Here is a 24,057-nt window from a genome sequence, read left to right as displayed (position 1 = left end):
AGTGGGTGGTGTTCCCGTTTGTATCTCGGGAACCGCACAGTGGACGCGTAGCATCTTTGTAAGTCAAGTTATCGGCTTATTAGTACCGGTCAGCTCCACACATTGCTGTGCTTCCACATCCGGCCTATCAACCCAGTAGTCTAGCTGGGAGCCTCTCGCCCTCGCGGGCCTGGAAACCTCATCTTGAAACGTGCTTCCCGCTTAGATGCTTTCAGCGGTTATCACTTCCGAACGTAGCTAATCAGCGGTGCTCTTGGCAGAACAACTGACACACCAGAGGTTCGTCCATCCCGGTCCTCTCGTACTAGGGACAGCCTTTCTCAAGTTTCCTACGCGCACAGCGGATAGGGACCGAACTGTCTCACGACGTTCTAAACCCAGCTCGCGTACCGCTTTAATGGGCGAACAGCCCAACCCTTGGGACCTACTCCAGCCCCAGGATGCGACGAGCCGACATCGAGGTGCCAAACCATGCCGTCGATATGGACTCTTGGGCAAGATCAGCCTGTTATCCCCGGGGTACCTTTTATCCGTTGAGCGACGGCGCTTCCACAAGCCACCGCCGGATCACTAGTCCCGACTTTCGTCCCTGCTCGACATGTCTGTCTCACAGTCAAGCTCCCTTGTGCACTTACACTCGAAACCTGATTACCAACCAGGCTGAGGGAACCTTTGGGCGCCTCCGTTACCTTTTAGGAGGCAACCGCCCCAGTTAAACTACCCACCAGGCACTGTCCCTGATCCGGATCACGGACCGAGGTTAGATATCCAGAACGACCAGAGTGGTATTTCAACGTTGACTCCACCATCACTGACGTGACAGCTTCACAGTCTCCCACCTATCCTACACAAGCCGTACCGAACACCAATACCAAGCTGTAGTAAAGGTCCCGGGGTCTTTCCGTCCTGCTGCGCGTAACGAGCATCTTTACTCGTAGTGCAATTTCGCCGAGTTCGTGGTTGAGACAGTGGAGAAGTCGTTACGCCATTCGTGCAGGTCGGAACTTACCCGACAAGGAATTTCGCTACCTTAGGATGGTTATAGTTACCACCGCCGTTTACTGGCGCTTAAGTTCTCAGCTTCGCCTTGCGGCTAACCGGTCCCCTTAACGTTCCAGCACCGGGCAGGCGTCAGTCCGTATACATCGTCTTGCGACTTGGCACGGACCTGTGTTTTTAGTAAACAGTCGCTTCTCCCTGGTCTCTGCGGCCGATCACGCTTTCGACAGCTAGTGTCGTCACGATCAGGGCCCCCCTTCTCCCGAAGTTACGGGGGTATTTTGCCGAATTCCTTAACCACGATTCACTCGATCGCCTTGGTATTCTCTACCTAACCACCTGAGTCGGTTTGGGGTACGGGCGGCTCGAACCTCGCTAGAAGTTTTTCTCGGCAGCATAGGATCACCCTCTTCCCGCATTCGCGGTCACTATCAGGTCTCAGGCTTATGTGCGATCCGGATTTGCCTGGATCGCGCCCTACACCCTTGGACGTGGACAACCATCGCCACGCGGAGGCTACCTTCCTGCGTCACTCCATCGCTTGACTACTACGAGATCGGGTCGTGCGCTCCACCCGCCCGTTGGACCCGAAGGTCCGGTGGGCGTGCTTCAGGCACTTAGCATCACACGGTTCGTCAGGGGCGGTCCTTCGCCGGTTCCGGAATATCAACCGGATGTCCATCGACTACGCCTGTCGGCCTCGCCTTAGGTCCCGACTTACCCAGGGCAGATTAGCTTGACCCTGGAACCCTTGGTTATTCGGCGGACGGGTTTCTCGCCCGTCATTCGCTACTCATGCCTGCATTCTCACTCGTGTGGCCTCCACGGCTGGTTCACACCGCCGCTTCCCTGGCCACACGACGCTCCCCTACCCATCAACACGCCTGGACACCGAACCCGCAGGTGTCGGTGCCGAGCAAATATGTCAATGCCACAGCTTCGGTGGTGTGCTTGAGCCCCGCTACATTGTCGGCGCGGAATCACTTGACCAGTGAGCTATTACGCACTCTTTAAAGGGTGGCTGCTTCTAAGCCAACCTCCTGGTTGTCACAGCAACTCCACATCCTTTCCCACTTAGCACACGCTTAGGGACCTTAGCTGGTGATCTGGGCTGTTTCCCTCTCGACTACGGAGCTTATCCCCCGCAGTCTCACTGCCACGCTCTCACTTACCGGCATTCGGAGTTTGGCTAACGTCAGTAACCTGGTGAGGCCCATTAGCTATCCAGTAGCTCTACCTCCGGCAAGAAACACGTGACGCTGCACCTAAATGCATTTCGGGGAGAACCAGCTATCACGGAGTTTGATTGGCCTTTCACCCCTACCCACAGCTCATCCCCTCAGTTTTCAACCTAAGTGGGTTCGGTCCTCCACGCAGTCTTACCTGCGCTTCAACCTGGCCATGGGTAGATCACTCCGCTTCGGGTCTAGACCCAGCGACTCAATCGCCCTATTCGGACTCGCTTTCGCTACGGCTTCCCCACACGGGTTAACCTCGCCACTGAGCACTAACTCGCAGGCTCATTCTTCAAAAGGCACGCTGTCACCCCACACGCCCAACGGCGGGAGGCTCCAACGGATTGTAGGCACACGGTTTCAGGATCTATTTCACTCCCCTCCCGGGGTACTTTTCACCTTTCCCTCACGGTACTTGTCCGCTATCGGTCACCAGGGAATATTTAGGCTTAGCAGGTGGTCCTGCCAGATTCACACGGGATTTCTCGGGCCCCGTGCTACTTGGGAAATCCACCGGGAGTCCACACCATTTCGTCTACGGGGGTCGCACCCTCTATGCCGAGCCTTTCAATGCTCTTCGACTATGACGCAGATTTCTTACTCCCTGCCGGCCTGTCAGAGCCRACTGGCGGGTCCCACGACCCCGAACGTGCAACGCCTGACAGCTATCACACACGCCCGGTTTAGCCTCATCCGCTTTCGCTCGCCACTACTCACGGAATCACATGTTGTTTTCTCTTCCTGTGGGTACTGAGATGTTTCACTTCCCCACGTTCCCTCCACACACCCTATATATTCAGRTGCGGGTGACTGGACTTGCCTCCAGCCGGGTTTCCCCATTCGGAAATCCTCGGATCACAGTCTGGTTATCGACTACCCGAGGCTTATCGCAGATTCCTACGTCCTTCTTCGGTTCCTGGTGCCAAGGCATCCACCGTGTGCCCTTAAAAACTTGAACACTACAAAGATGCTCGCGTCCACTGTGAAGTTCTCAAAATACAACCGGCACCCCACACCCGGAACGAGTCACTCGCTCCCTCGGTAGGGCCCACGACCAGAAGAAACCAGCCCACACACACCAAGAACCCGGATCAACCGGGCCCGGTGTGTGTCGTCCGATCCTTCAGGACCCAACAACGTGTCAGACACCGCACCCGGACCRCTYYCCTCGTTCCACTGCTGTTGCCAGCTTGTACTAGAGGTCGGTCGACCAGGACGGTGTCAAATAATCGATGTTCCACCCTTGAGCACCCGCTGCCCCACRYKCGGGGACAGACCGGGCTGCCATAAATGACTGCTCCTTAGAAAGGAGGTGATCCAGCCGCACCTTCCGGTACGGCTACCTTGTTACGACTTAGTCCCAATCGCCAGTCCCACCTTCGACGGCTCCCCCCACAAGGGTTGGGCCACCGGCTTCGGGTGTTACCGACTTTCGTGACTTGACGGGCGGTGTGTACAAGGCCCGGGAACGTATTCACCGCAGCGTTGCTGATCTGCGATTACTAGCGACTCCGACTTCATGGGGTCGAGTTGCAGACCCCAATCCGAACTGAGACCGGTTTTTTGGGATTCGCTCCACCTCGCGGTTTCGCAGCCCTTTGTACCGGCCATTGTAGCATGCGTGAAGCCCAAGACATAAGGGGCATGATGATTTGACGTCATCCCCACCTTCCTCCGAGTTGACCCCGGCAGTCTCCTATGAGTCCCCACCATGACGTGCTGGCAACATAGAACGAGGGTTGCGCTCGTTGCGGGACTTAACCCAACATCTCACGACACGAGCTGACGACAACCATGCACCACCTGTACACCAGTCCGAAGACGCACCCATCTCTGAGTGATTCCGGTGTATGTCAAGCCTTGGTAAGGTTCTTCGCGTTGCATCGAATTAATCCGCATGCTCCGCCGCTTGTGCGGGCCCCCGTCAATTCCTTTGAGTTTTAGCCTTGCGGCCGTACTCCCCAGGCGGGGAACTTAATGCGTTAGCTGCGGCACGGATCTCGTGGAATGAGACCCACACCTAGTTCCCAACGTTTACGGCATGGACTACCAGGGTATCTAATCCTGTTCGCTCCCCATGCTTTCGCTTCTCAGTGTCAGTAATGGCCCAGAGACCTGCCTTCGCCATCGGTGTTCCTCCTGATATCTGCGCATTCCACCGCTACACCAGGAATTCCAGTCTCCCCTACCACACTCTAGTCTGCCCGTACCCACTGCAAGTCCGAGGTTGAGCCTCGGATTTTCACAGCAGACGCGACAAACCACCTACAAGCTCTTTACGCCCAATAATTCCGGACAACGCTCGCACCCTACGTATTACCGCGGCTGCTGGCACGTAGTTAGCCGGTGCTTCTTCTGCAGGTACCGTCACTTGCGCTTCTTCCCTGCTGAAAGAGGTTTACAACCCGAAGGCCGTCATCCCTCACGCGGCGTCAGGCCGCGAGTCCATCCCAGACCGAAAAACTTTCCACACCATACGGATGCCCGTTGGCGTCATATCCGGTATTAGCTCCGGTTTCCCGGGGTTATCCCAGAGTCTGGGGCAGGTTACTCACGTGTTACTCACCCGTTCGCCACTGATCAAACAAGAGCAAGCTCTTATCGTCACCGTTCGACTTGCATGTGTTAAGCACGCCGCCAGCGTTCGTCCTGAGCCAGGATCAAACTCTCCGTTGATGTTCAAACACCCACCCCCGAAAAGAGGATGAGCAAACTTTGAACCCATGAAGGGCTCGAAAACCTGACTGAAGCCGAACCACCAGCTCAAAAAAGCTAGAAGTTCGATTCAACCAAAGGATAATTCGCCCAAAACACCACACAACCACCCATTCGAGTGACCATGCCGCGCCTCGGGACGAGGTAATTGGCATCGATTTTTGACACGCTGTTGAGTTCTCAAGAATCGGACACACACCATCAACCACCTCAACGAGGAGGCCTCCGGGGCAACCCTTCAAACTTACCCGCCGGACGCGCCAAGACCAAATCCCGTGATCCGGCCTGAAGGCCGTCCGAGCGGGTCCTACGCAGAACCAGCGGTTTCTGCTCGAGTAACAGTACAGGAACTTCAGGGGTGCTCTGACCACCTCACGTCCCACCTGACATCCGGGAGCCCGGAGCTCCCCGCCCTCACGTGAGGCGCAGGCGGTCGCCGTCCCAGGAGACGGCGTACGGGTCGGTGATCTCACCTATGAACTGACCCCCGGTCTCGTTGCGGAAGGCCAGGAACTTCGTCTCGCCGGTCTGCCGGTCGGTGATGAACTTGCCGACGTAGAGCGACGGGTCGTCGATGTGGCGGGCGCCGGCGATGTCGTAGGGCCCGAGCGGCGACTTCGCGTCTGCGATCCAGACCCCGCCCGTCACACCCTCGGACCTCGCCGCCTCCGGCATGTCCCCGACCCCGCAGTTGAAGAGGAGCACCTGGCGGCCGTCGACGACGAAGGGCTGCACCACCTCGAGCTGCCCGAACCCTTGCCCGGGCTGGGACAGCGGCTCCCGCAGCTCCCAGTTCTCCAGGTCAGCCGACCACGCGTGCCCGACCACCCCGCGGTCGACCGCGTCACCATGGTTCGCGCGGGCCGTGATGAGCATGTGCCACCCGTCCCCGTCGGGGTCGGCCAGCACCCAGGGGTCGCGGAACGCCTCGTCGTGCCAGTTCCCGTCGGAGTACTTCTCGTACCACCGCGGGTCCGCCGACAGCACCGGGCCAGGCGCCTTGTCCCACACGTAGAGGTCGGACGACACGGCATACCCGATCGACTGCACGTTCGCGCCCACGTCGTTGAGTGAGGCCCCGGTGTAGAACATGAACCATCGACCGTCCGGGTGCTGCACGACCGACCCGGTCCACGTCGCGAGGTCGTCGAAGGCCGGCGCGTCCGAGCGCACGAGCGCATCGACGACCCGCTCCCAGTGCACCAGGTCCGACGACACCGCGTGACCGACCGAGGCCCGGTAGTGCCGGGCGTGCGGGTCCTTCAGGGCGCGCGACGCGTAGAGGAAGAAGAGGTGATAGTCCGAACCGTCGTCGACGAGCCAGAAGTCCCACACCCATGCCTCGGGAAGCTTGAACACGAGTCAGCCTTTCACGCCGCTGCTGGCGATGGAGTTGATGAACGATCGCTGGAAGGCGATGAAGAGGATCAGCACGGGCGCGGTGATCATCGTCGCGTACGCCATGATCTGCCCCCACGAGGTGTTGAGCTGCTTGAAGTAGTCGATGCCGACCATGACGGGCCGCAGCTCCTCGGTCTGCACCGCCATGAGGGGCCAGAGGTACTGGTTCCACATCGGCAGGAAGGTGAGGATCGCGACGGTCGCGATGGCCGGCCCCGACAGTGGCATGACGATGCTGCGGTAGATGCGGAACCAGCCCGCCCCGTCGACCTTCGCCGCCTCGTCGAGCTCCTTCGGGATGGAGTCGAAGTACTGGTAGAAGAGGAAGATCGAGAAGGCGTTGGCGATGAACGGGATGATCTGCACCTGATAGGTGTCGAGCCAGCCCTGGCTGAACCCGTCGGGCCCGAGGAAGGGCAGCTGATTCGACCACCACAGCAGCGGCAGAGCGAGCGTCTCGAACGGGACGATGAGCGTCGCCAGGATGATCCCAAGAACGATGCCACCGCCCTTGAACCCGATCCGGGCCAGGGCGAACGCAGCCATCGAGTTGACGACGATGCCGAGCACGACGGTGACCACCGTGATGAGGACCGAGTTCATCATGAACTGCGCGAACGGGACTCGGCCGAAGACGCCGGTGTAGTTGTCGGCCGAGATGTCCCCGGTGGGCAGGAACGCCTTGATGCTGCCGAGGTCGTCGAAGATCTGCAGGTCCGGTTTGAAGCTGGACACGACCATGAAGAGCAGCGGCAGCCCGAAGACGAGGCAGAGCACGATCCGCATCAGCAGACCGAGGCCCTGCCGGGCTGGGTGCGGTCGCTCCCCGCCCCGGTGGTGCTCGGGGACGGCGGTCTCGGCGACGTGGGCGAGGGTCCCCGTGGTCTCGGCCCCGGTGGTGGCTGCGGCGCTCATCGGACGACGTCCTTGTCTCGGGTGATGTAGCGGTTGACCAGGGTGACGGCGAGCACGAGGACGAAGAACGCGAGTGAGATCGCCGACGCGTAGCCGGTCTGCTGCTGCTGGAAGCCGGTGCGGACCGCCATGAGCACCAGGGTCGAGGTCGAGTCGAGCGGGCCGCCCTGGGTCATGATGTTGACCTGGGTGAAGAGCGCGAACGCCGAGATCGTGATGGTGATGAGGATGAAGGTCCGCGTCGCCCGCAGGCCCGGCCACGTGACGTAGCGGAACTTCTGCCACGTGTCGGCGCCGTCGAGGTCGGCCGCCTCGTAGAGGTCGCCGGGGATGGTCTGCAGCCCGGAGAGCCAGATGACCATGTGGAAGCCCATCGCCTGCCATGCGGACATGAGGATGATCGCGAGCAGCGCCGTGTGCGGGTCGCCGAGCCAGTCGGGCCCGACGATGCCGAACTTCAGCAGCACTTGGTTGATGAGGCCGTTCTTCTGGTACATGAACAGCCACAGCATCGACACGACGACCATCGAGGTGACGACCGGCAGGAAGTAGACCGTCCGGAAGAAGTTGACCCCGCGCATCTTGACGTTGACGAGCAGCGCCAGCCCGAGCGCACACGCCGACTGCAGCGGCACGATGACCACGGCGAAGACGATCGTGTTGCGCAGCGACGCCCAGAACGTCTCGTCCTGGAAGAGGCGCACGAAGTTGTCGGTGCCGATGAACTCCGCCGGCCGGGGCGAGATGAGCCGGGCGTTGGTGAACGCGAGCCCGAACGTCAGCCCGATCGGGATGAGCAGGAACGTGATCAGCAGGACGGCCGCCGGCAGCAGCATGAGCAGCGCCGTCGTGGTCGATGAGCGGGAGCCCGATACGGGCCTCCTCTTCCGGGTCGCGATGGCCGAGGCGTCCTCGGCCGCAGTGATGGTGGTCATCTCAGTCACTCACTGGAAATAGCCGTTGGACTTCTGGTTGGCGTCGATGTCCTTCACGGCCTGGTCGAGCGACTGCTTCGGGTCCGCGCCGTTGAGGATGTCCTGCGCCGTCTTGGTGAACTCCGTCGCGATGAACGGGTAGCCGGGCGTCACCGGGCGAAGCACGGCGAACTTCTTGGCGTAGTCGAGGAAGACCTCGTTCTCGCCGCCCTTCTCGTATCCCTTCACCTGGGCTGCGGCAGCGTCGGTGGCCGGGATGTTGTTCGTGTCGCGGGCGACGCTCGCGACGTACTTGTCCTGCGCCGCGAACTTCATGTAGTCCAGCGCGCCGGCGGTGTCGGAGCAGTTCTGCGAGATGCCCCACTGCCACGAGCCGCCACCGATCTTCGGGCCGGTGCCGAGGTCCGGCGGCGGAAGGAAGAGGGTGTCCTTGCCGAACGCCTTGCGGGTGTCGACCGCCGTCCAGGTGCCGTTGTAGAGGATCGCGGACTTGCCGTTGATGAAGTCCTTGGCCGGGTCGGCGCCGGACTTGAGTGGGATCAGGCCGTCGGTGACCAGGCCGCGGAACCACGTCGCCCACTCGACGGCCTTGGGCCCGTTGAGGACTCCCTCCGCCGACTTGTAGTCCTTGCGTTCGATGAGGTCGCCGCCGAAGCTCTGCAGCATCGGGGAGTACGCGTAGGGCCACCACTCGCCGGTGAAGCTCGTCGCGATGTCGAGCGGGTTCGCGAACGCTCCCGAGGCCTTGATCTTCTTCAGCGCCGCGGTGAACTCGTCCTTCGTCCAGGGCTGCTCGGTCGTCGGGACGCGGATGCCGTACTTGTCGAGGATCGTCTTGCGCGTCACCATGACGAGCGCGACGTCGTAGTAGCCGAAGGAGTACGTCTTGTTGTCCCACTTGCCGAGCACCGTCGGCAGGTACTTCGACAGCGTCCCCTCCATGCCGTCGAGCGGCGCCAGGTAGCCGGCCCACGCCCAGTTCGGCACGTTGGGGCCGTCGATGTCGAGGATGCAGGGCAGCTTCTTGGACGCCGCAGCCGCGACGACGGACTGGTTGTACGAGTCCTGCGGGAAGGCCTGGATCTTGACCTTGTACTTCTTCTGGCTCGCGTTGTAGTCGTTCACGATGTTCGTGATCGCCGCGAGCTCGGCCTTGTTGCCGGCGTTGTGGGTCCACATCGTCAGCTCGCCACCGGCCCCGCCGGTCGAGCTGCTGGCGCCCTTGGAACAGGCGGCCATCGAGAGAGGGAGCGCGGCCGCGAGCAGTCCGACGGCGACGCGCTTGGTGGTCGAGGTGAGCTTCATGGGTTCCTCCGGGTGGTGAAGGTCAGCGCCACTGCTAAAACCTTTCAGCACGGAACGCTAGCGGCTGTCTCGACGGCGCACAAGGGTTTGCTAAATCCATTTCACCTGCGGTGATGCGGTCGGCCGTCGTTACCGGTGGGTTAGAGTGACCCGGAGGCGTCCTCGAGGGCGCCACACGGCATACGGGCCCCGGCGCCCGCACGAAGGGGTTGACGTGAACAAGCGACCGACGCTCGCCGACGTGGCGGAGCGCGCGGGCCTGTCCAAGACGGCCGTGAGCCTCGTGCTCAACGACCGCCCGGGCTCGCGCCTGTCGGCCGACGCCGTCGCCCGCATCCACGAGGCCGCGCGCGAGCTCGACTACCGCCCCAACGCGCAGGCCCGGTCGCTGCGCCTCGGCACGACGGGCACGATCGGCTTCATCTCCGACGACGTCACGGTCACCCGCTTCGCCTCGGCGATGATCCGCGGTCTGCTCGACGCCGCCGACGAGAGCGACCGCGGTGTGCTCATCGCCGAGACGTTCAAGCACCCCAAGCAGCTGCGCAAGGCGATGGAGGCCATGGTCGACCGCCAGGTCGACGGGCTCGTCTTCGGAGCCCTCTCCGCTCGCCTCATCGACCTGCCGCCGCTGCCTGGTGGCATGCGCGCCGTCACCGTCAACTGCGTCAACCCCGACGTGCCCGTCGCCGTCCTCCCCGACGAGGAGCAGGCTGGGTATGCCGTCACGCGCCGCCTGCTCGACGCCGGCCATCGCGACGGGATCGCCATCATCGGCAACGCCCCTGTGGCGCGGTCGGATCCGCGCATCTCGGTGACGATCGGCCGTCGTTTCAACGGGATCCACCGTGCGCTCGACGAGGCCGGCGTGACGCCAGTCGCGGTCGCCGACATCGAGTACTGGGAGCCGTGGAACGGCTACGACGCGGTCAAGGGCGTGCTCGCGTCCGGGGCTCCGGTGACGGCGTTGCTCTGCCTCAACGACCGCGTCGCATTCGGCGCCCAGCAGGCCATGCAGGAGAAGGGACTTCGCATCCCGGAGGACCTGTCAGTCGCCTCCTTCGACGACGACGAGATCGCCACCTACATGCGGCCCGGCATCACGACGGCGCGGTTGCCCTACCTCGAGATGGGGCGTCAGGCGCTCGAGCTGCTGCTCGACCCTGCGGCCGCGCCGGGTGAGCACCTGATCGAGATGCCGCTCCAGGTGCGCGGGTCGATCCGTTCGCTGTCCTGATCCTCTGGCTGTCCTGATCCGCTCGCTGTCCTGATCAGTGGAGCGCCGCTAGCGAAGCCGGAAGGGCGGAGCCGGCGAGCCCGCCGCCACGCACGACGTGTCCAGCCCGTCGACGCTCCCCGCAGCGACGAAGGCCGCGACGACGGAGGGCAGGCAGCCGAGGTGCCCGACGACGTGCTGCTGGGCCGGTAGCACGACGATCTTGCTGTGTGGCTGCTGCGCTGCGACGCCCGCGAGGTTCGACCGTGGGTCCTGCGGGTCCCCGTCACCGGCCAGCCACAGCACTGGCAGGTTCGTCCGGACCCCGTCGGCATCCTTGGTCGGCACGACGCCCGACGGGAGGTGGGCACACATGGCCGCCCGACTCTGGGCCTGACGCAGCTCATTCGACAGGTCATAGCTGCCGGCACCGAGCCGCGCCACCTCGGCGGAGGCGTCCCTGGCCCACGCCTCGGAGCAGAGGATCTCGTCAGCCATGAGGAGGCTGGGCTCGGTGGAGGGTGTGAGGCCGATGAGCGCGGACGCCTCGACATACTTCCCGGCATACGTCAGGTGGATCGCGAGCGGGAGCTGCGCCGCGCCCGCTTCGGTGAGCAGCGCGGCGTGGATCGCCTCGGCCAGCATGGCCTGGTCGATGACTGCGGACTGTCCCGAGGCCCGGTCGACGACGCGCACCGGGGTCCGGAACCGCGCCAGGACCTCACGCCACTCGGCGTCGAGCCGCGGGAAGGCGCCGTGACAGGCCAGGTCTTCGGCACAGCGGCGCAGCAGCAGCCCCAGGGCCACCTGGCTGCTGGCCGCCATCCGCTCGAAGACCGGGACGTCGAGTGGCGTGCCTCCGTCGAGGACCGCGACGCGCACGTGCTCGGGGTGCTGGCGCAGGTAGTACTGCACGAGCGTCGCGCCGTACGAGCTGCCGTAGAGGTCGGTTTTGCCGTAGCCCAGCGCGGCGCGTACCGCGTCGAGGTCGTCGGCCGCGACGGTGGAGGTGAGCTGACGCGGGTCGACGTCGACCGACCGGAGGCCATCGCGTGCCCAGGTCGCGAGTCGGGCGTCCGCGACGGCCCGCGACAGGCCCGTGGTGGCCGGCAGCGGCGGCAGGCTCTCGGGCTTGGAGGCGCCGGTGCCGCGCTGGTCGACGAGGACGATGTCGTGGGCGGCGTGGAGCTCGGTGTAGACCGACGGGAACCACGCGAAGAACTGCGTGCTCGCCTCACCCGGACCGCCGGCCACGGCGAAGACCGGATCGGCGGCCGCACGAGTGCCGCTCGCCGGGATGACGGCCACGCGCAGCGGGATCTGTCGGCCCGCTGGCTTCGACCGGTCCTCGGGGACGCTCAGCGTGCCGCAGAGGGCGGAGGCCTGGGCCGGGGTCGGGCGCTCTCCCCTGATCGTGCACGCCACCAGCGGCACTCCGGCCAGGGACCTCGAGGCGGTGGTGACGGAGGCGGTAGTGGTTGCGGTCGTGCGTTGCGACGAGGGCTGGCCGGGTGACGTCGTGCACGCGGCGAGCGACACGGTGCACACGCCCACGGCCGCTGCCGTCACCGCCGTGGCTGCGATGCGACGCAGGGAACGCCCCACCTGCCACCTCCTCGCCTCAGCGTGCGGGCGCGGTGGCCGCTCACCCAGAGGCGAAGGTCCCACCTCCGGGCGCGGCCCTATCCCGAGGCGTGACGTCGTTGCTCAGTCGGCCTCGTCCGGCGCCCGGCGGGGGCGTCCACGCTTGGGCAGGGGGGAGGCGTGCTTGGGCATCCGGCCGGCCTCGGCGAGCGCCCGCCGGAGGATGAGCTCGGCCTGCGCGTTGACGCTGCGCAGCTCGTCGTTGGCCCAGCGCACCAGAGCGTCGTGCACCGCTGGGTCCAGACGCAGCAGCACCTGCCGGCGGCTCACGTGTAGAGCGATCCCGCGTTGACGACCGGCGACGGCGGCTGGTCACCGCACAGCACGACGAGCAGGTTGCTCACCATCGAGGCCTTGCGCTCCTCGTCGAGGTCCACGATGTCGTGCTCGGCCAGGCGGGCGAGTGCCATCTCGACCATGCCCACGGCGCCTTCGACGATCCGGCTGCGGGCGGCGACGACGGCGTTGGCCTGCTGGCGACGCAGCATCGCCTGGGCGATCTCCTGCGCGTACGCCAGGTGCGAGATGCGCACCTCGACGATCTCGACGCCGGCCACCGAGACGCGCTGCGCGACCTCGGCGGCCAGCTCGCCCGCCACGACGTCGGTGGAGCCGCGCAGCGACGTGCCCACGCCCTCCGCGACGTCGTAGGGGTGCGTGTTCGCGACGTGGCGTAGCGCCGACTCGGCCTGGACGGTGACGAAGTTGACGTAGTCGTCGACGGCATACGTCGACCGCGCCGTGTCGGCCACCTGCCACACGACGATGGCGGCGATCTCGACCGGGTTGCCATCGGCGTCGTTGACCTTGAGCCGGCTCGTCTCGAAGTTGCGCACGCGGATGCTGACCTGGCGGCGGATCGTCAGCGGCAGCACCCACCAGAAGCCGGACCGGCCCACCGTGCCGACGTAGCGGCCGAAGAACTGTACGACCTGCGTCTGCCCCGGCGGCACGACGACGAGCGCCGAGAGCACGAGAGCGGCGACGAGGATCGGCAGCCAGAGCAGGCCCGTGGTGTCGTTGGTGAGCAGATAGGCGATGGCGGCGCCGCACACCGCCACGACGATGACGCCGAACCAGCCGTTGAGGGCGAGGGCCGGGCGCTGCGTGATGTCGACGAGGACCCCTTGGTGACCGACGGGTCCCTGGGTCGGGGCTGGGGTCGGGGCTGGGGTCGGGACGGAGCTCATGATGCCTCCTGAGCGCGAAAGAAAGTGATATCACTTAGATAGCACTTTTATTGCGCTGCCGGAAGACCCACGGTCCGCTTCACGCATACGACCCCAGCTCCCACGGCATGACGTCGGGCGCCACCAGCTGCACCGTGTCGATCTCGTTGTCGCGACACACGATCAGCCACAGCTCGCGTGTGTCGTCCCGCTCCGCCGCGATGGTGCCGTTGAGCACATGGTCGAAGGTGAAGTCGGCGAAGTCGGGCCGGTCGCTCGTGCTGGCCAGGGCGCCTGGGCAGAGGAAGTGGGCGATGAGGTACTGCAGCCACGGCTCGGCCATCCGTGACTTCTCGGTGCGGCTGTCCCACGACAAGCAGCACCCCGTCGGGCACGGTTTCCAGTCGAGGTGCGGATACGGGCTACCGTCACCGGGCGTCAACGTGGTGAAGGGGTCCGGGGTTGTTCTCGTGGGGCGTCGCTTGCGCCTCGACGTGGCCGGCCGGGCTGCCCGCGCCTCGGCTTCGAGCCGGTAACGCTCCTCGCGCTTGTTCTGCTCCTCGATCCTGAAAGCCCGCGGGTTCATCGGCACCTCGTACGGGTCAGTGAGGTGGCGACGGTCGATCTCCGCATAGGCAGTGAGCCATTCCACCTCCGCCGGGTTGAGCTTCGGCTCGATGTCGAGCCGACCCAGGTAGGTCGTGCTGAATCCCATGGCGCGCCTCGCTGTCTTGTCGTCTGCGGTGGAATCGACCACCAGACAAGCAGATCCGCTCCTCTTGGTTTTGGGTTCTCCACAGGGGTCGGCCCTGTGGAGAACCACTGAGACGACTGCACACGCCATGCCACGGTTACGACATGTCTGACGACTCCTGGCACCTCGAGAACGCCGAGCAGACCCTGCGCGACATCGCCGCGATCTGCCCCTTTGTGATGGGCCACGTCATCGTGGCGGCCGTCGACCTTGTTACGCAGCAGGTGACCGGGGCGAGCGTCGCCGTCGCCGGCGAGCCGCCCGACCGGCACGACGCCAGCGAGCTCCTCCGCGGATTGGCCGAGCACCTCGTCCCCGAGCGCTGGGCCTCCGGCCGACACGGCATCACCCACGTGCTCGTCACTGTCGTCTGCCGTCAGGGCCGCGTCACCCCCACCGAGCGTGAGAGCGCCTGGCTGATGGCATGGAGATATTCCAACCACCTCCGCGGCGCCTTCCAGGGGGACGTCTACGTCGTGACCCCGCACGGTTGGGGCGGCTACCTGGACCACCGGGCTGGCTACGAGCCCTGCCTCGAGGTCGCGTGAGGGTGGGCTCAAGCAGTGTCGGTGGTCGAATGTATGTTCGACTCATGGCACCAGAACCATCGACGCTCGAGCTCCTCCGGAGCCGGCTCGCCGACCTCGAGGCGCGGCAGCGCGCTGCGGGTGGCGCGTCCGAGCCTGAGTTCTGGGAGCGCTTCGCTGGGCGTATGCCGTCACCCTCGACCGCGCCCGCTGCCTCGACCGCGCCCGACGCCTCGACCGCGCCCGTGGGGAAGGGGCGTCGACGGACGCGCCGGGTCGCGCCTGAGTCGCGGCCGGTCACCGCCCCGCAGGGGCCGTGGTCCGAGCTGTCGGCGGAGAGCCTGGACTCGCTCGACCTGCGCGAGATGAAGCCGCTCTCCGAGGCGGAGTGGCACGAGATGGTCAACGACCCAGCCTGGATCGAGGCCACCGCCGAGCGCGCGGCCGCGCACCGGGACGACTGCGCCGACAGCGATCGTCAGCAGGCGATCGCGTTCGACGCTGTCGCCGGTTTCAGCCTCGACCGGCACTCGAGCACGGACCTCACTGCCGCGGCCGAGCTGGTCGCCCACCAGCGGCGCAACCACGAGGTGACGCTGGTCAACATCGTCTCCGAGCTGGTGTCCCGGGGCGTCGAGGCTCCCGAAGGCCTGACGCGTGCCGACTGGCTGCGTAGCCACGATCCGTCCCTGACGGCTGGGCAGGCCAAGGCCTTCGTCACGGTCGACACGGCATTGGCCGATGCGCGATGGGCCCGGTTGCGCCTGCTCGTCGCGACCCAGCAGGTGACGGTCGGCAACGCGGCACAGATCGTCGACTTCCACGGCCGCACCGCTCCGGTCGCCGACCGGGACGATCTCACGACAGCGCTCGACGACCTCACCGACCAGGCCCGACAACTGCGGCCCGAGGAGCTGAACCGCCTCGTCCGGCACCACACCGAGCAGATCAAGCCGCCCCGCGACGAGGACGCGCTCGACCGCGGCCGACGCGACGCACGCGGACTGTGGTTCACCCAGCCCAACGCCACCGGGATGGTCGGCCTGCGCGGCGTGCTCGACCCCGAAGGCGCTGCCATCCTCAAGTCCGCCATCGACCCGCTGTCCATCCCGTGCCCCGAGATGGACGAGCAGGGTCGCACCGTCACTCCCGACGACCGCACCCCGGCCCGGCGTCGCATGGACGCGCTACTGGCCATCGTCCAGCGCGGGGTCGCCTCCGCCGACGGCGTGCCCACGACCGACAAGGCCAAGGTCGTTGTCCTCATCGACCTCGACGATCTCCTGGCGGACCTGCACGACGACATCCCCGAGGCGTTCAGGCGCAAGGGTTCCTCCGACGCGAGCACTGGCACCTGCGCAGGCGGCCGACCCAGGACCGGCTCGGGCTCCGGTGTCACGCTGACGGGCGACGTCCTGTCGCCAGGTGTTGTACGACGGATGGCCTGCGACGCGGAGATCATCCCGATGGTGCTCGGCGCCGACGGTGAACCGCTCGACGTGGGGCGCCGACGGCGCCTCTTCACCCGGGGCCAGCGACTCGCCCTCATCGCGCGCGACAAGGGCTGCAGCTGGACGGGCTGCACGGTGCCCGCCAGCTGGTGCGACGCCCACCACGTGATCCATTGGCGACACGGCGGCCGCACCTCCCTGCTCAACGCTGCCCTGTTGTGTCCGAAGCACCACACCGAGGTCCATGACCGCGGACTCACCGCGACGGTCACCGCTCTCGGCGTCACCTGGCACACCTGAGTCACCCGCCCCACACCCCGCCGGCGCCGGCGGGGCCAGTGGCCTGCCGCGAGTGGCCTGTCGCGAGTGGCCTGTCGCGAGTGGCCTGTCGCGAGTGGCCGGTCATGAGTGGCCTCATGAGCGGATTCTGTGCGTGTGCTGAGTCCGCACCGCGCCTCACCATCGCGTGCAGCGGGGCTGGCTACGGTGGCCACCATGGTGCAACTCAGCGGTCCCGCTCGAGTGGGTCGAGGGCCCGCATGACGGCGGAGCACGAGCGGCTGCGCGCGGCACGAGACGGCGTCGCGGACTGGCGCCTCTGGGGCCCGTATCTGCCTGCGCGGCAGTGGGGCACGGTGCGCGAGGACTACTCCGCCGACGGCGATGCGTGGGCCTACTTCCCGTTCGAGCACTCGCACCTGCGCGCCTACCGGTGGGGCGAGGACGGCATCGCCGGCCTCAGCGACAGCCACGGCTTCCTTGCCCTCGGCCTCGCCGCGTGGAACGGCGCCGACGACCGCCTCAAGGAGCGGCTCTTCGGCCTGACCAACCCGCAGGGCAACCACGGTGAGGACGCCAAGGAGTACTGGTGGCACCTCGACGCCACACCGACCCACTCCTATGCGCAGATGCTCTACCGCTACCCGCAGGGCGCCTTCCCTTATGCCGACCTCGTCGCCCAGAACGCGGCACGGGGGCGGGACGAGCCGGAGTACGAGCTGTCCGACACCGGACTGCTCGGCGACAACCGGTTCTTCGACATCACCGTGCTCCACGCCAAGGCCGCCCCCGACGACATCTGCGTCGAGATCGTCGCGACCAACCGCGGCCCCGATGCGGCGCCCCTGCATCTCGTGCCGCAGCTGTGGTTCCGCAACACGTGGGCCTGGGGCCGCGACGACCGCACGCCCTCGATCCGGCTCCTGGAGGGTGATGCGGGCCACGCGGGCGGCCCGACGCTCGAGGCCACCCACGCCTTCCTCGGCACCCTGACACTCCACGTCGAGGACGACTCGGCGCGGGCGCTCTTCTGCGACAACGAGACCAACGACGTCGCGCTCTACGGGTCGCCGACGAGCCGCACGCCGTGGCCCAAGGACGGCATCAACCGGGCCGTCGTCCACGGCGACGAGTCCGGCCTCAACCCCGCCCACACGGGAACCAAGGCCGCGGTAGTCCGCTCCTGGGAGGCCGTCGCTCCGGGTGCCTCGGTGCGCCTGCGCCTACGGCTGCGCGGGCCGGGTCACGACGACGAGCCCTTCAGCCCCAACACCAGCACCGACACGAGCGCCGGCTTCGACGCCGTCGTCGCCGCACGTCGCGCGGAGGCCGACGCCTTCTACGCCGCGGTCATCCCCGCCAGGGCCGACGCGACCGAGCAGCACATCGCGCGGCGCGCGTTCGCCGGCCTGCTCTGGGGCCGGAAGCACTACCGCTACTCGGTGCGCGACTGGCTCGAGGGCGACCCCGGCCAGCCGGCTCCCCCGCCGAGCCGGAGGGCCCTGGGCGGGCGCAACACGGCCTGGCGAAGCCTCGCCCTCGCCGACGTCATCTCGATGCCCGACGAGTGGGAGTACCCGTGGTTCGCCACGTGGGACCTCGCCTTCCACTGCGTCACGCTCGCCCACGTCGACCCCGACTTCGCCAAGGAGCAGCTCCTCCTGCTGACCCGCGAGTGGGCGCAGGGCCCCGATGGCGCGCTCCCGGCATACGAGTGGGCCTTCGGCGACGTCAACCCGCCCGTCCACGCGTGGGCAGCGTGGCAGGTCTACGTCATCGACGGCGCGCGCGACCACACCTTCCTCGTGCGGATCCTCGACAAGCTGCTGCTGAACTACGCGTGGTGGCAGAACCGCAAGGATCCCGACGGGTCGAACCTGTATGCCGGGGGCTTCCTCGGGATGGACAACATCGGCCTCTTCGACCGGTCCCGCGACGTCCCGGCGGGCTGGCGGCTCGAGCAGTCGGACGCGACGGCGTGGATGGCGTTCAACACCCTGTCGCTGATGCGCATCGCGCTTGAGCTCTCGCGACGCGACGAGGCCTACGGCGACCTCGTCACCACCTTCCTCGAGCGCTTCTGCGGGATCGCCGAGGCGATGGAGAGCTTTGGCAGCCAAGGCATCTCGCTGTGGAACGACGACGAGGGATTCTTCTGCGACGCCCTCGTCAGCGACACCGGCGAGGCCGTCCAGCTGCGGGTGCGCTCCCTCGTCGGGCTGCTGCCCCTGCTCGCGGTCGACCTGCTGCCGACGTGGGCGACGAGCACCCTGCCGACGCTCCGGACCCACCTGGCGTGGCTGCAGGCCAACCGCCCCGAGCTGATGGACGCCGTCGCCGGCACCACCGACCGGCCCGACGTGCACCGCATGCTGCGTCTCGTCGACCCGGAGCGCCTCGGCCGGCTGCTCGAGGTGATGCTCGACGAGAGCCAGCTGCTGTCGACGCACGGCGTGCGCTCGCTGTCGGCGGCCTATCGCGACGGATTCAGCGAGCGGGTCGGCGACCGTGACCTCGACATCCGGTACGACCCCGGCGAGTCCACGACCGGGCTCTTCGGCGGCAACTCCAACTGGCGCGGGCCCGTCTGGCTGCCGGTCAACGTGCTGATCGTCAGCGCCCTGCGCCGGCACGCCGAGGGCCTCGGCGACGCGCTCACGGTCGAGCTGCCGCGCGGCTCGGGCCACCGAGCCAGCCTTGCTGAGGTCGCCGACGAGCTGCAGCGCCGCCTGGTCTCGCTCTTCCGCCCCGGACCCGACGGGCCGCCGCCCAGCCACCCGCGTGACCAGGGCGCGGGGCCGTTGTGGACCGAGCACCCGACGTTCAGCGAGTACTTCCACGGCGACACCGGCCGCGGGCTCGGCGCCTCGCACCAGACCGGGTGGACCGCGCTCGTCGCCCACCTCATCTGCTCGCCCGACGGGCGGCTCCATGCACCGCCGCCACCACCCGCAACACACTCAGAACCCCCAGAACCCCCAGCCCACAAGGAGAGTTGAGCATGCTGCTCGAGGACAAAGTCGTTGTCGTCACCGGAGGTAACAGCGGCATCGGCGCCGCGATCTGCGAGGTCGCCGGTCGGGAGGGCGCCAAGGTCGTCGTGGACTACGTGACGCGGCCACAGGACGCCCAGGCCGTCGACGACGAGATCACCCACGAGGGCTCGGAGGCGATCAGCGTCGACGCCGACGTCAGCAAGGTCGCGGACCTGCAGCGCCTCGTCGACGCGGCGGTCACGGCATACGGCCGCATCGACGTGTGGGTCAACAACGCCGGCATCGAGACGCGCACCTCCCTGCTCGACACCGACGAGGACGCCTATGACCGGGTGCTCGCGATCAACCTCAAGAGCGCCTTCTTCGGCAGCCAGCTCGCGGCGAAGCAGTTCATCGCCCAGAGCGGCGGCGGCGTCATCATCAACGTGACGTCGGTGCACGAGGACTGGCCGATGCCCGGCAACACCCCCTACTGCGTCAGCAAGGGCGGCATGCGGATGCTGACCCGCACTGCCGGGGTGGAGCTCGGGCCGCACGGCATCCGCGTCGTCGGGATCGGCCCCGGGGCCGTCGACACCCCGATCAACGCCACGACGACCGCCGACCCCACGAAGCTGGCCGCCCTCGATGCGGCGATCCCGCTGCGGCGCCTCGCGAAGCCGGAGGAGATCGCCGAGACCGTCGTCTTCCTCGCCTCCGACCGTGCTGCCTATGCGACGGCGACGACCATCTTCCTCGACGGCGGCATCATGCAGGGCTCCGTCGGCCTCTAGTGCACGGCCCACACCCCGAGCCGCGACCCGGCTCAGCCCCAGGTGAAGCCGGCCCCTGGACCCATGGGGACGTACTCCTTGCCGCACCGGGCGCAGGCGCGATACAGCTTGCCGTCCGACGTGTGGGTCGTCTGCCACACGTGGCGGGTGTTGGTGCGGCAGCCAATGGGCAGGTGGAGAGCGGGCTCCGGCTGCGGTCCGCCGTCCGTCAGGGCGGCGTGCATCGTGGAGGCCGATGCGGCGACCCCGACGGCGTATCGCCACGCGGCGATCCGCCCGAGGTCGTGCATCTCCGCGACGAGCTCGTCGTGGTAGCGATCGCGGGTCTCGGAGGGGACGCCGACGGTGGCCCGCTCCATCGCCGACGCCGCGAAGCGGACCGACGCCCTCTGGTTCTTCCTTCTCATGACAAGCCCTCCTTCGGTATCGCAGCTTTCGGTATGGCAGCGAAGCCAGGTCGCGGCCGGCGCGCAGCGGCCAAGGCCCTCCCCGCCTGTGTGGCACCCGACTCAGTGAGTCGGTAGTACCTGCGCGCCGGTCGCCCCTCCCTGCTCGGGTCGATGTCCTCCCACCGGGACTCCAGCCAGCCGACCCTTTCCAGGCGGGCCAGGATGGGATGGACCGTGCCGCTCGGCAGCCCGGCGAGCTGGCCGATCCGCGACCCGTACCAGTCGGCCGCCAGGTCGCTGAAGAGGACGTCGAGGACCAACCGTGTTGCCATGGTCATCCGGGGTGGCATAGTCGTACTCTACCTAGGGTGTCAGGGCAGAGACAAGAGGCTACGACAAGAGGTCAGCGCGCATCCGGCAACCGGAACGTCTCGGCTGACATGATCGTGAGCCATGACCGAAACGGTGTGGCTCGTCCCCCACACGCACTGGGACCGGGAGTGGTACGAGCCCTTCCAACGCTTCCGCCTCCGTCTCGTCGACCTCATGGACGACGTCGTCGCGCGCGCGGAGCGCGAGCCCGACTTCCGCTTCACGATGGACGGCCAGATGGCCGCGGTCGACGACTACCTCGAGGTCAGGCCCGAGCAGACCGAGGCCGTCCGCGCGCTCGTCGCCCGGGGCCAGCTGGCGATCGGCCCGTGGCGCGTCCTCATGGACGAGTTCCTCTGCTCGGGCGAGACGATGATCCGCAACCTCGAGATGGGCTGGGCCGACGCCTCCCGCCTCGGCGCGGTGATGCCGATCGGCTACCTGCCCGACATGTTCGGCCACTGCGCGCAGATGCCCCAGCTGCTGCGGCACGTCGGCATCGAGCAGGCCGTCGTCTACCGCGGCGTGCCCGCGGAGGTGGACTGCCACGAGTTCTGGTGGCGATCCCCCGACGGCACCGGCATCCGCACCGAGTTCCTCGTCAACAGCTACGGCAACGCCGCCGACGTCTTCGGCAGCGGCGCCGCGGCCGAACGCCTCGCGGCCCGCCTCGCCACGCAGTCGAGGGCGTATGCCGGAGACTTCCTCGCCATGTACGGCACCGACCACGCCGCACCGCTTCCCTCACTGATGGCCGAGGTGGCAGAGCTGAACGAGGTCGCCCACGGGACCGCAGGCGGGCCGCACGTTCGGGTCGCCACGCTGACGGACTACCTCGCCGAGCCGCGCCACCCGCGCGAGGCGTTGCGCCTCGTCGACGGGGAGCTGCGCAGCCACGCCCGCGCCAACATCCTGCCCGGCGTGCTCTCGGTGCGCTGGCAGCTCAAGGAGGCGATGGCCCGCACTGAGCGCCTGCTGACCCGCTACGCCGAGCCGTTCGCGGCCCTGCACCTTCGGGCCTTGCCGGCGCACTACCTGGCCATGGCCTGGCGCCGGGTCATCGACTCCTCGTGTCACGACTCGGTGACCGGGTGCGGGGTCGACGAGACCGCAGTGCAGGTGCTCGCCCGCCTCCAGGAGGGCGAGCACGCCGCGCAGGCCGTGCGCGACCGAGCTCTCACCGCAGCCGAGGCGCTGAGTCCGGCCGGGTCCGTCGTCGTCGCCAATCCGCTTGCCACACAGCGGGATGACGTCATCGACCTCACGCTGCCCGTGCCAGGGCACTGGTCCGCGGTCGGCTTCGAGCTGCCCGGCGGCCGGGTGGTCCCCGCCCAGGAGGTCTCGCGGCCTGCCACGGAGCTGGCGAGCGAGCGGGTCCGCTCCGCCGACCTGCCGCGGCTCATGCACCGCGTGCACGACCGGGAGCTCTTCGGTCTCCAGATGCGCGACATCGAGATCGACGAGGCCAATCAGCGCCTGACCTTCCAGCTCGCCGACCACGGCGACCCCGACTTCGACGCCATCGCGGCGGAGGCCCGGTTGCGCACTGCGGCAGCCGCATCCGGGCCCGACGCGGTCTGGGACGTCATCACCGCTGACGAGCCCCGACGCCGTCTCGCAGCCGTCATCCCCGCACCCCCGTTGGGCTGGACCGCCGTTCGCGTGACAGAGCTGACCCCGGCTGAGCCCACCGCACCAGAGGCACCGGCGAGCGAGACCGCACCGGCGAGCGAGGGCGGACGGCACGGCATACGCCAGGGCGAGCGGGTGCTCGACAACGGACTCGTGCAGGTCCGCGCCGACGACGACGGCACCCTGACCGTCACCGCCGACGGGCTCACCCTCCGCGGGGTCGGGCGGCTCGTCGACGGAGGCGACCCCGGCGACTCCTACAACTACGCCCCACCGGAGCACGACGTGCTCGTCAGAGAACCGACGCAGGTGTCGGTGACGGCGCTCGGCAGCGAGGGCCCGGTGGTCGGCGCGCTCCGTGTCGACCGCCGCTACGAGCTCCCCGTCACGAGCGACCTTGCCGGTCGGTCCGACACCGCCGAGTCCACCGCCGTGGCGATGCACGTCGAGCTGCGATCCGGCGAGCCCTTCGTCCGGCTCCGGCTCGACTGGCAGAACGTCACCCGCGACCACCGGCTGCGGCTTCATGTCCCGACCGCCCGGCCGGCTGGGGTGTCGCACGCGCAGGGCCAGCTCGCCGTCGTGGAGCGAGGCCGCACCGCGGAGGCCGGTCCCGTTGGCGAGCACCCGCTGCCGACCTTCCCCGCCGAGCGCTTCGTCGACGCGGGAGGCGTCGCGACCCTCGTCGGCCGCACGGTGGAGTACGAGATCGTGGACGCTGACAACGACTCGTCAGCCGACGGCACGGAGATCGCCGTGACGGTGCTGCGCTCGATCGGCTACCTCAGCCGCAACGTGCACCCCTACCGCAGCGAGCCGGCCGGTCCCCAGCTGCCGACACCTGACGCTCAGGCGCTCGGGCCGTGCCACCTGTCGCTCGCCGTCATGCCGCACCAGGGCTCGTGGGCCGCTGCGCAGGTCGCCGAGGCGACCGAGGCCTACCTCCACCCGGTCGTCGTGGCCCGTGGAGCCGGGGCCGCCGCCGGAGCGCTGCCGTCGGTCGAGGGCCTGAGCCTCCTGGGCTCCGGCGTCGAGCTCGTGTCGCTGCGACGCCGAACCGATGCCGACACGGCCGTCGAGGTGCGAGTCGTCAACATGTCTGGTCAGCCCACCGTCGCGGTGCTCGGGTCCGATGCGCTGCCCGTCCACGAGGCCACCCTCGTCGACGGGCTCGGCACGGTGGGCAGCCAGCTCGACGTGGCCGATGGTCGGGTCCGGGTTCCGCTGCGCCCATGGGAGATCGCCGCAGTGCGCCTCGACGTCGGAGCACCCCTCCACCCCTGACCAACACACACAATCGAAAGAGCAATCCGCCCCAATCCAATCGAGAGAGCGATCCGTCCGGCCGGA

Annotated in this window: 16 protein-coding genes and 2 rRNA genes; 6 read left to right on the top strand and 12 right to left on the bottom strand. The window is 67.1% G+C overall.

The window, feature by feature from the left end; genetic code table 11:
• Nucleotides 1-59: 59 nt before the first annotated feature.
• The 6 genes from AB4030_RS21325 to AB4030_RS21300 form a co-directional block, all read right to left on the bottom strand.
• Nucleotides 60-3,192: ribosomal RNA gene (locus AB4030_RS21325) — 23S ribosomal RNA — on the bottom strand.
• A 347-nt stretch (nucleotides 3,193-3,539) separates the two neighbouring features.
• Nucleotides 3,540-4,910 (bottom strand): 16S ribosomal RNA (locus AB4030_RS21320).
• Together the 16S and 23S rRNA genes form the textbook arrangement of a ribosomal RNA operon.
• 453 nt (nucleotides 4,911-5,363) lie before the next feature.
• Nucleotides 5,364-6,308: a glycosyl hydrolase family 32 gene (locus AB4030_RS21315; RefSeq protein ID WP_442281204.1), complete on the bottom strand. Its 945-nt coding sequence runs from the start codon at nucleotides 6,306-6,308 to the stop codon at nucleotides 5,364-5,366.
• 3 nt (nucleotides 6,309-6,311) lie between these two features.
• The gene (locus AB4030_RS21310) at nucleotides 6,312-7,265 is read right to left on the bottom strand and encodes a carbohydrate ABC transporter permease (RefSeq protein WP_442281203.1); all 954 of its coding nucleotides are present in this window, start codon (nucleotides 7,263-7,265) and stop codon (nucleotides 6,312-6,314) included.
• Complete coding sequence (locus tag AB4030_RS21305; RefSeq protein ID WP_442281202.1) at nucleotides 7,262-8,200, bottom strand: carbohydrate ABC transporter permease; 939 nt, start codon at nucleotides 8,198-8,200, stop codon at nucleotides 7,262-7,264. Before AB4030_RS21305 ends, AB4030_RS21310 begins: the two co-directional genes overlap by 4 nt.
• Nucleotides 8,201-8,209: 9 nt before the next feature.
• Complete coding sequence (locus AB4030_RS21300; RefSeq protein ID WP_442281201.1) at nucleotides 8,210-9,505, bottom strand: ABC transporter substrate-binding protein; 1,296 nt, start codon at nucleotides 9,503-9,505, stop codon at nucleotides 8,210-8,212.
• A gap of 214 nt (nucleotides 9,506-9,719) precedes the next feature.
• Between AB4030_RS21300 and AB4030_RS21295 the strand changes: the two genes are divergently transcribed.
• A complete protein-coding gene (locus AB4030_RS21295; RefSeq protein WP_442281200.1) occupies nucleotides 9,720-10,742 on the top strand; it encodes a LacI family DNA-binding transcriptional regulator in 1,023 nt (340 codons plus the stop codon).
• A gap of 48 nt (nucleotides 10,743-10,790) precedes the next feature.
• On the opposite strand, the gene AB4030_RS21290 is transcribed toward AB4030_RS21295, so the two are convergent.
• From AB4030_RS21290 to AB4030_RS21275, 4 genes are all read right to left on the bottom strand, one after another.
• Entirely contained in the window at nucleotides 10,791-12,326 is a 1,536-nt protein-coding gene (locus AB4030_RS21290; RefSeq protein ID WP_442281199.1) for an alpha/beta hydrolase, read from the bottom strand.
• 102 nt (nucleotides 12,327-12,428) lie between these two features.
• Nucleotides 12,429-12,635 carry a hypothetical protein gene (locus AB4030_RS21285; protein WP_442281198.1) on the bottom strand — a complete coding sequence of 69 codons (207 nt, stop codon included), beginning with the start codon at nucleotides 12,633-12,635 and terminating at the stop codon, nucleotides 12,429-12,431.
• Nucleotides 12,632-13,555 carry an SPFH domain-containing protein gene (locus AB4030_RS21280; RefSeq protein ID WP_442281197.1) on the bottom strand — a complete coding sequence of 308 codons (924 nt, stop codon included), beginning with the start codon at nucleotides 13,553-13,555 and terminating at the stop codon, nucleotides 12,632-12,634. The genes AB4030_RS21285 and AB4030_RS21280 overlap by 4 nt, the downstream gene beginning before the upstream one ends.
• A 79-nt stretch (nucleotides 13,556-13,634) precedes the next feature.
• Nucleotides 13,635-14,249, bottom strand: a complete 615-nt coding sequence (locus AB4030_RS21275; protein ID WP_442281196.1) for a hypothetical protein — start codon at nucleotides 14,247-14,249, stop codon at nucleotides 13,635-13,637.
• A gap of 143 nt (nucleotides 14,250-14,392) precedes the next feature.
• Here AB4030_RS21275 and AB4030_RS21270 point away from each other — a divergent pair, with 143 nt between their 5' ends.
• The 4 genes from AB4030_RS21270 to AB4030_RS21255 all read left to right on the top strand — a co-directional run bounded on the left by AB4030_RS21270 (nucleotide 14,393) and on the right by AB4030_RS21255 (nucleotide 20,314).
• A complete protein-coding gene (locus AB4030_RS21270) occupies nucleotides 14,393-14,836 on the top strand; it encodes a hypothetical protein (protein WP_442281195.1) in 444 nt (147 codons plus the stop codon).
• A 44-nt stretch (nucleotides 14,837-14,880) separates the two neighbouring features.
• The gene (locus AB4030_RS21265; protein WP_442281194.1) at nucleotides 14,881-16,566 is read left to right on the top strand and encodes a DUF222 domain-containing protein; all 1,686 of its coding nucleotides are present in this window, start codon (nucleotides 14,881-14,883) and stop codon (nucleotides 16,564-16,566) included.
• Between the two features lie 239 nt (nucleotides 16,567-16,805).
• Complete coding sequence (locus AB4030_RS21260; RefSeq protein WP_442281193.1) at nucleotides 16,806-19,544, top strand: MGH1-like glycoside hydrolase domain-containing protein; 2,739 nt, start codon at nucleotides 16,806-16,808, stop codon at nucleotides 19,542-19,544.
• 2 nt (nucleotides 19,545-19,546) lie between these two features.
• Entirely contained in the window at nucleotides 19,547-20,314 is a 768-nt protein-coding gene (locus AB4030_RS21255) for an SDR family NAD(P)-dependent oxidoreductase (protein ID WP_442281192.1), read from the top strand.
• A 32-nt stretch (nucleotides 20,315-20,346) separates the two neighbouring features.
• Here AB4030_RS21255 and AB4030_RS21250 read toward each other — a convergent pair whose 3' ends face one another.
• Nucleotides 20,347-20,721, bottom strand: coding sequence for a hypothetical protein (locus AB4030_RS21250; RefSeq protein ID WP_442281191.1), 375 nt, complete (start codon nucleotides 20,719-20,721; stop codon nucleotides 20,347-20,349).
• A complete protein-coding gene (locus AB4030_RS21245; protein ID WP_442281205.1) occupies nucleotides 20,718-21,035 on the bottom strand; it encodes a PadR family transcriptional regulator in 318 nt (105 codons plus the stop codon). Before AB4030_RS21245 ends, AB4030_RS21250 begins: the two co-directional genes overlap by 4 nt.
• A 121-nt stretch (nucleotides 21,036-21,156) precedes the next feature.
• Here AB4030_RS21245 and AB4030_RS21240 point away from each other — a divergent pair, with 121 nt between their 5' ends.
• The gene (locus tag AB4030_RS21240) at nucleotides 21,157-23,991 is read left to right on the top strand and encodes a glycosyl hydrolase-related protein (protein ID WP_442281190.1); all 2,835 of its coding nucleotides are present in this window, start codon (nucleotides 21,157-21,159) and stop codon (nucleotides 23,989-23,991) included.
• Nucleotides 23,992-24,057: the final 66 nt, after the last annotated feature.

The sequence above is a fragment of the Terrabacter sp. 2YAF2 genome, from assembly GCF_052114705.1.
GTDB lineage: Bacteria > Actinomycetota > Actinomycetes > Actinomycetales > Dermatophilaceae > Terrabacter.
This window is presented reverse-complemented; position numbering and strand designations above follow the sequence as displayed.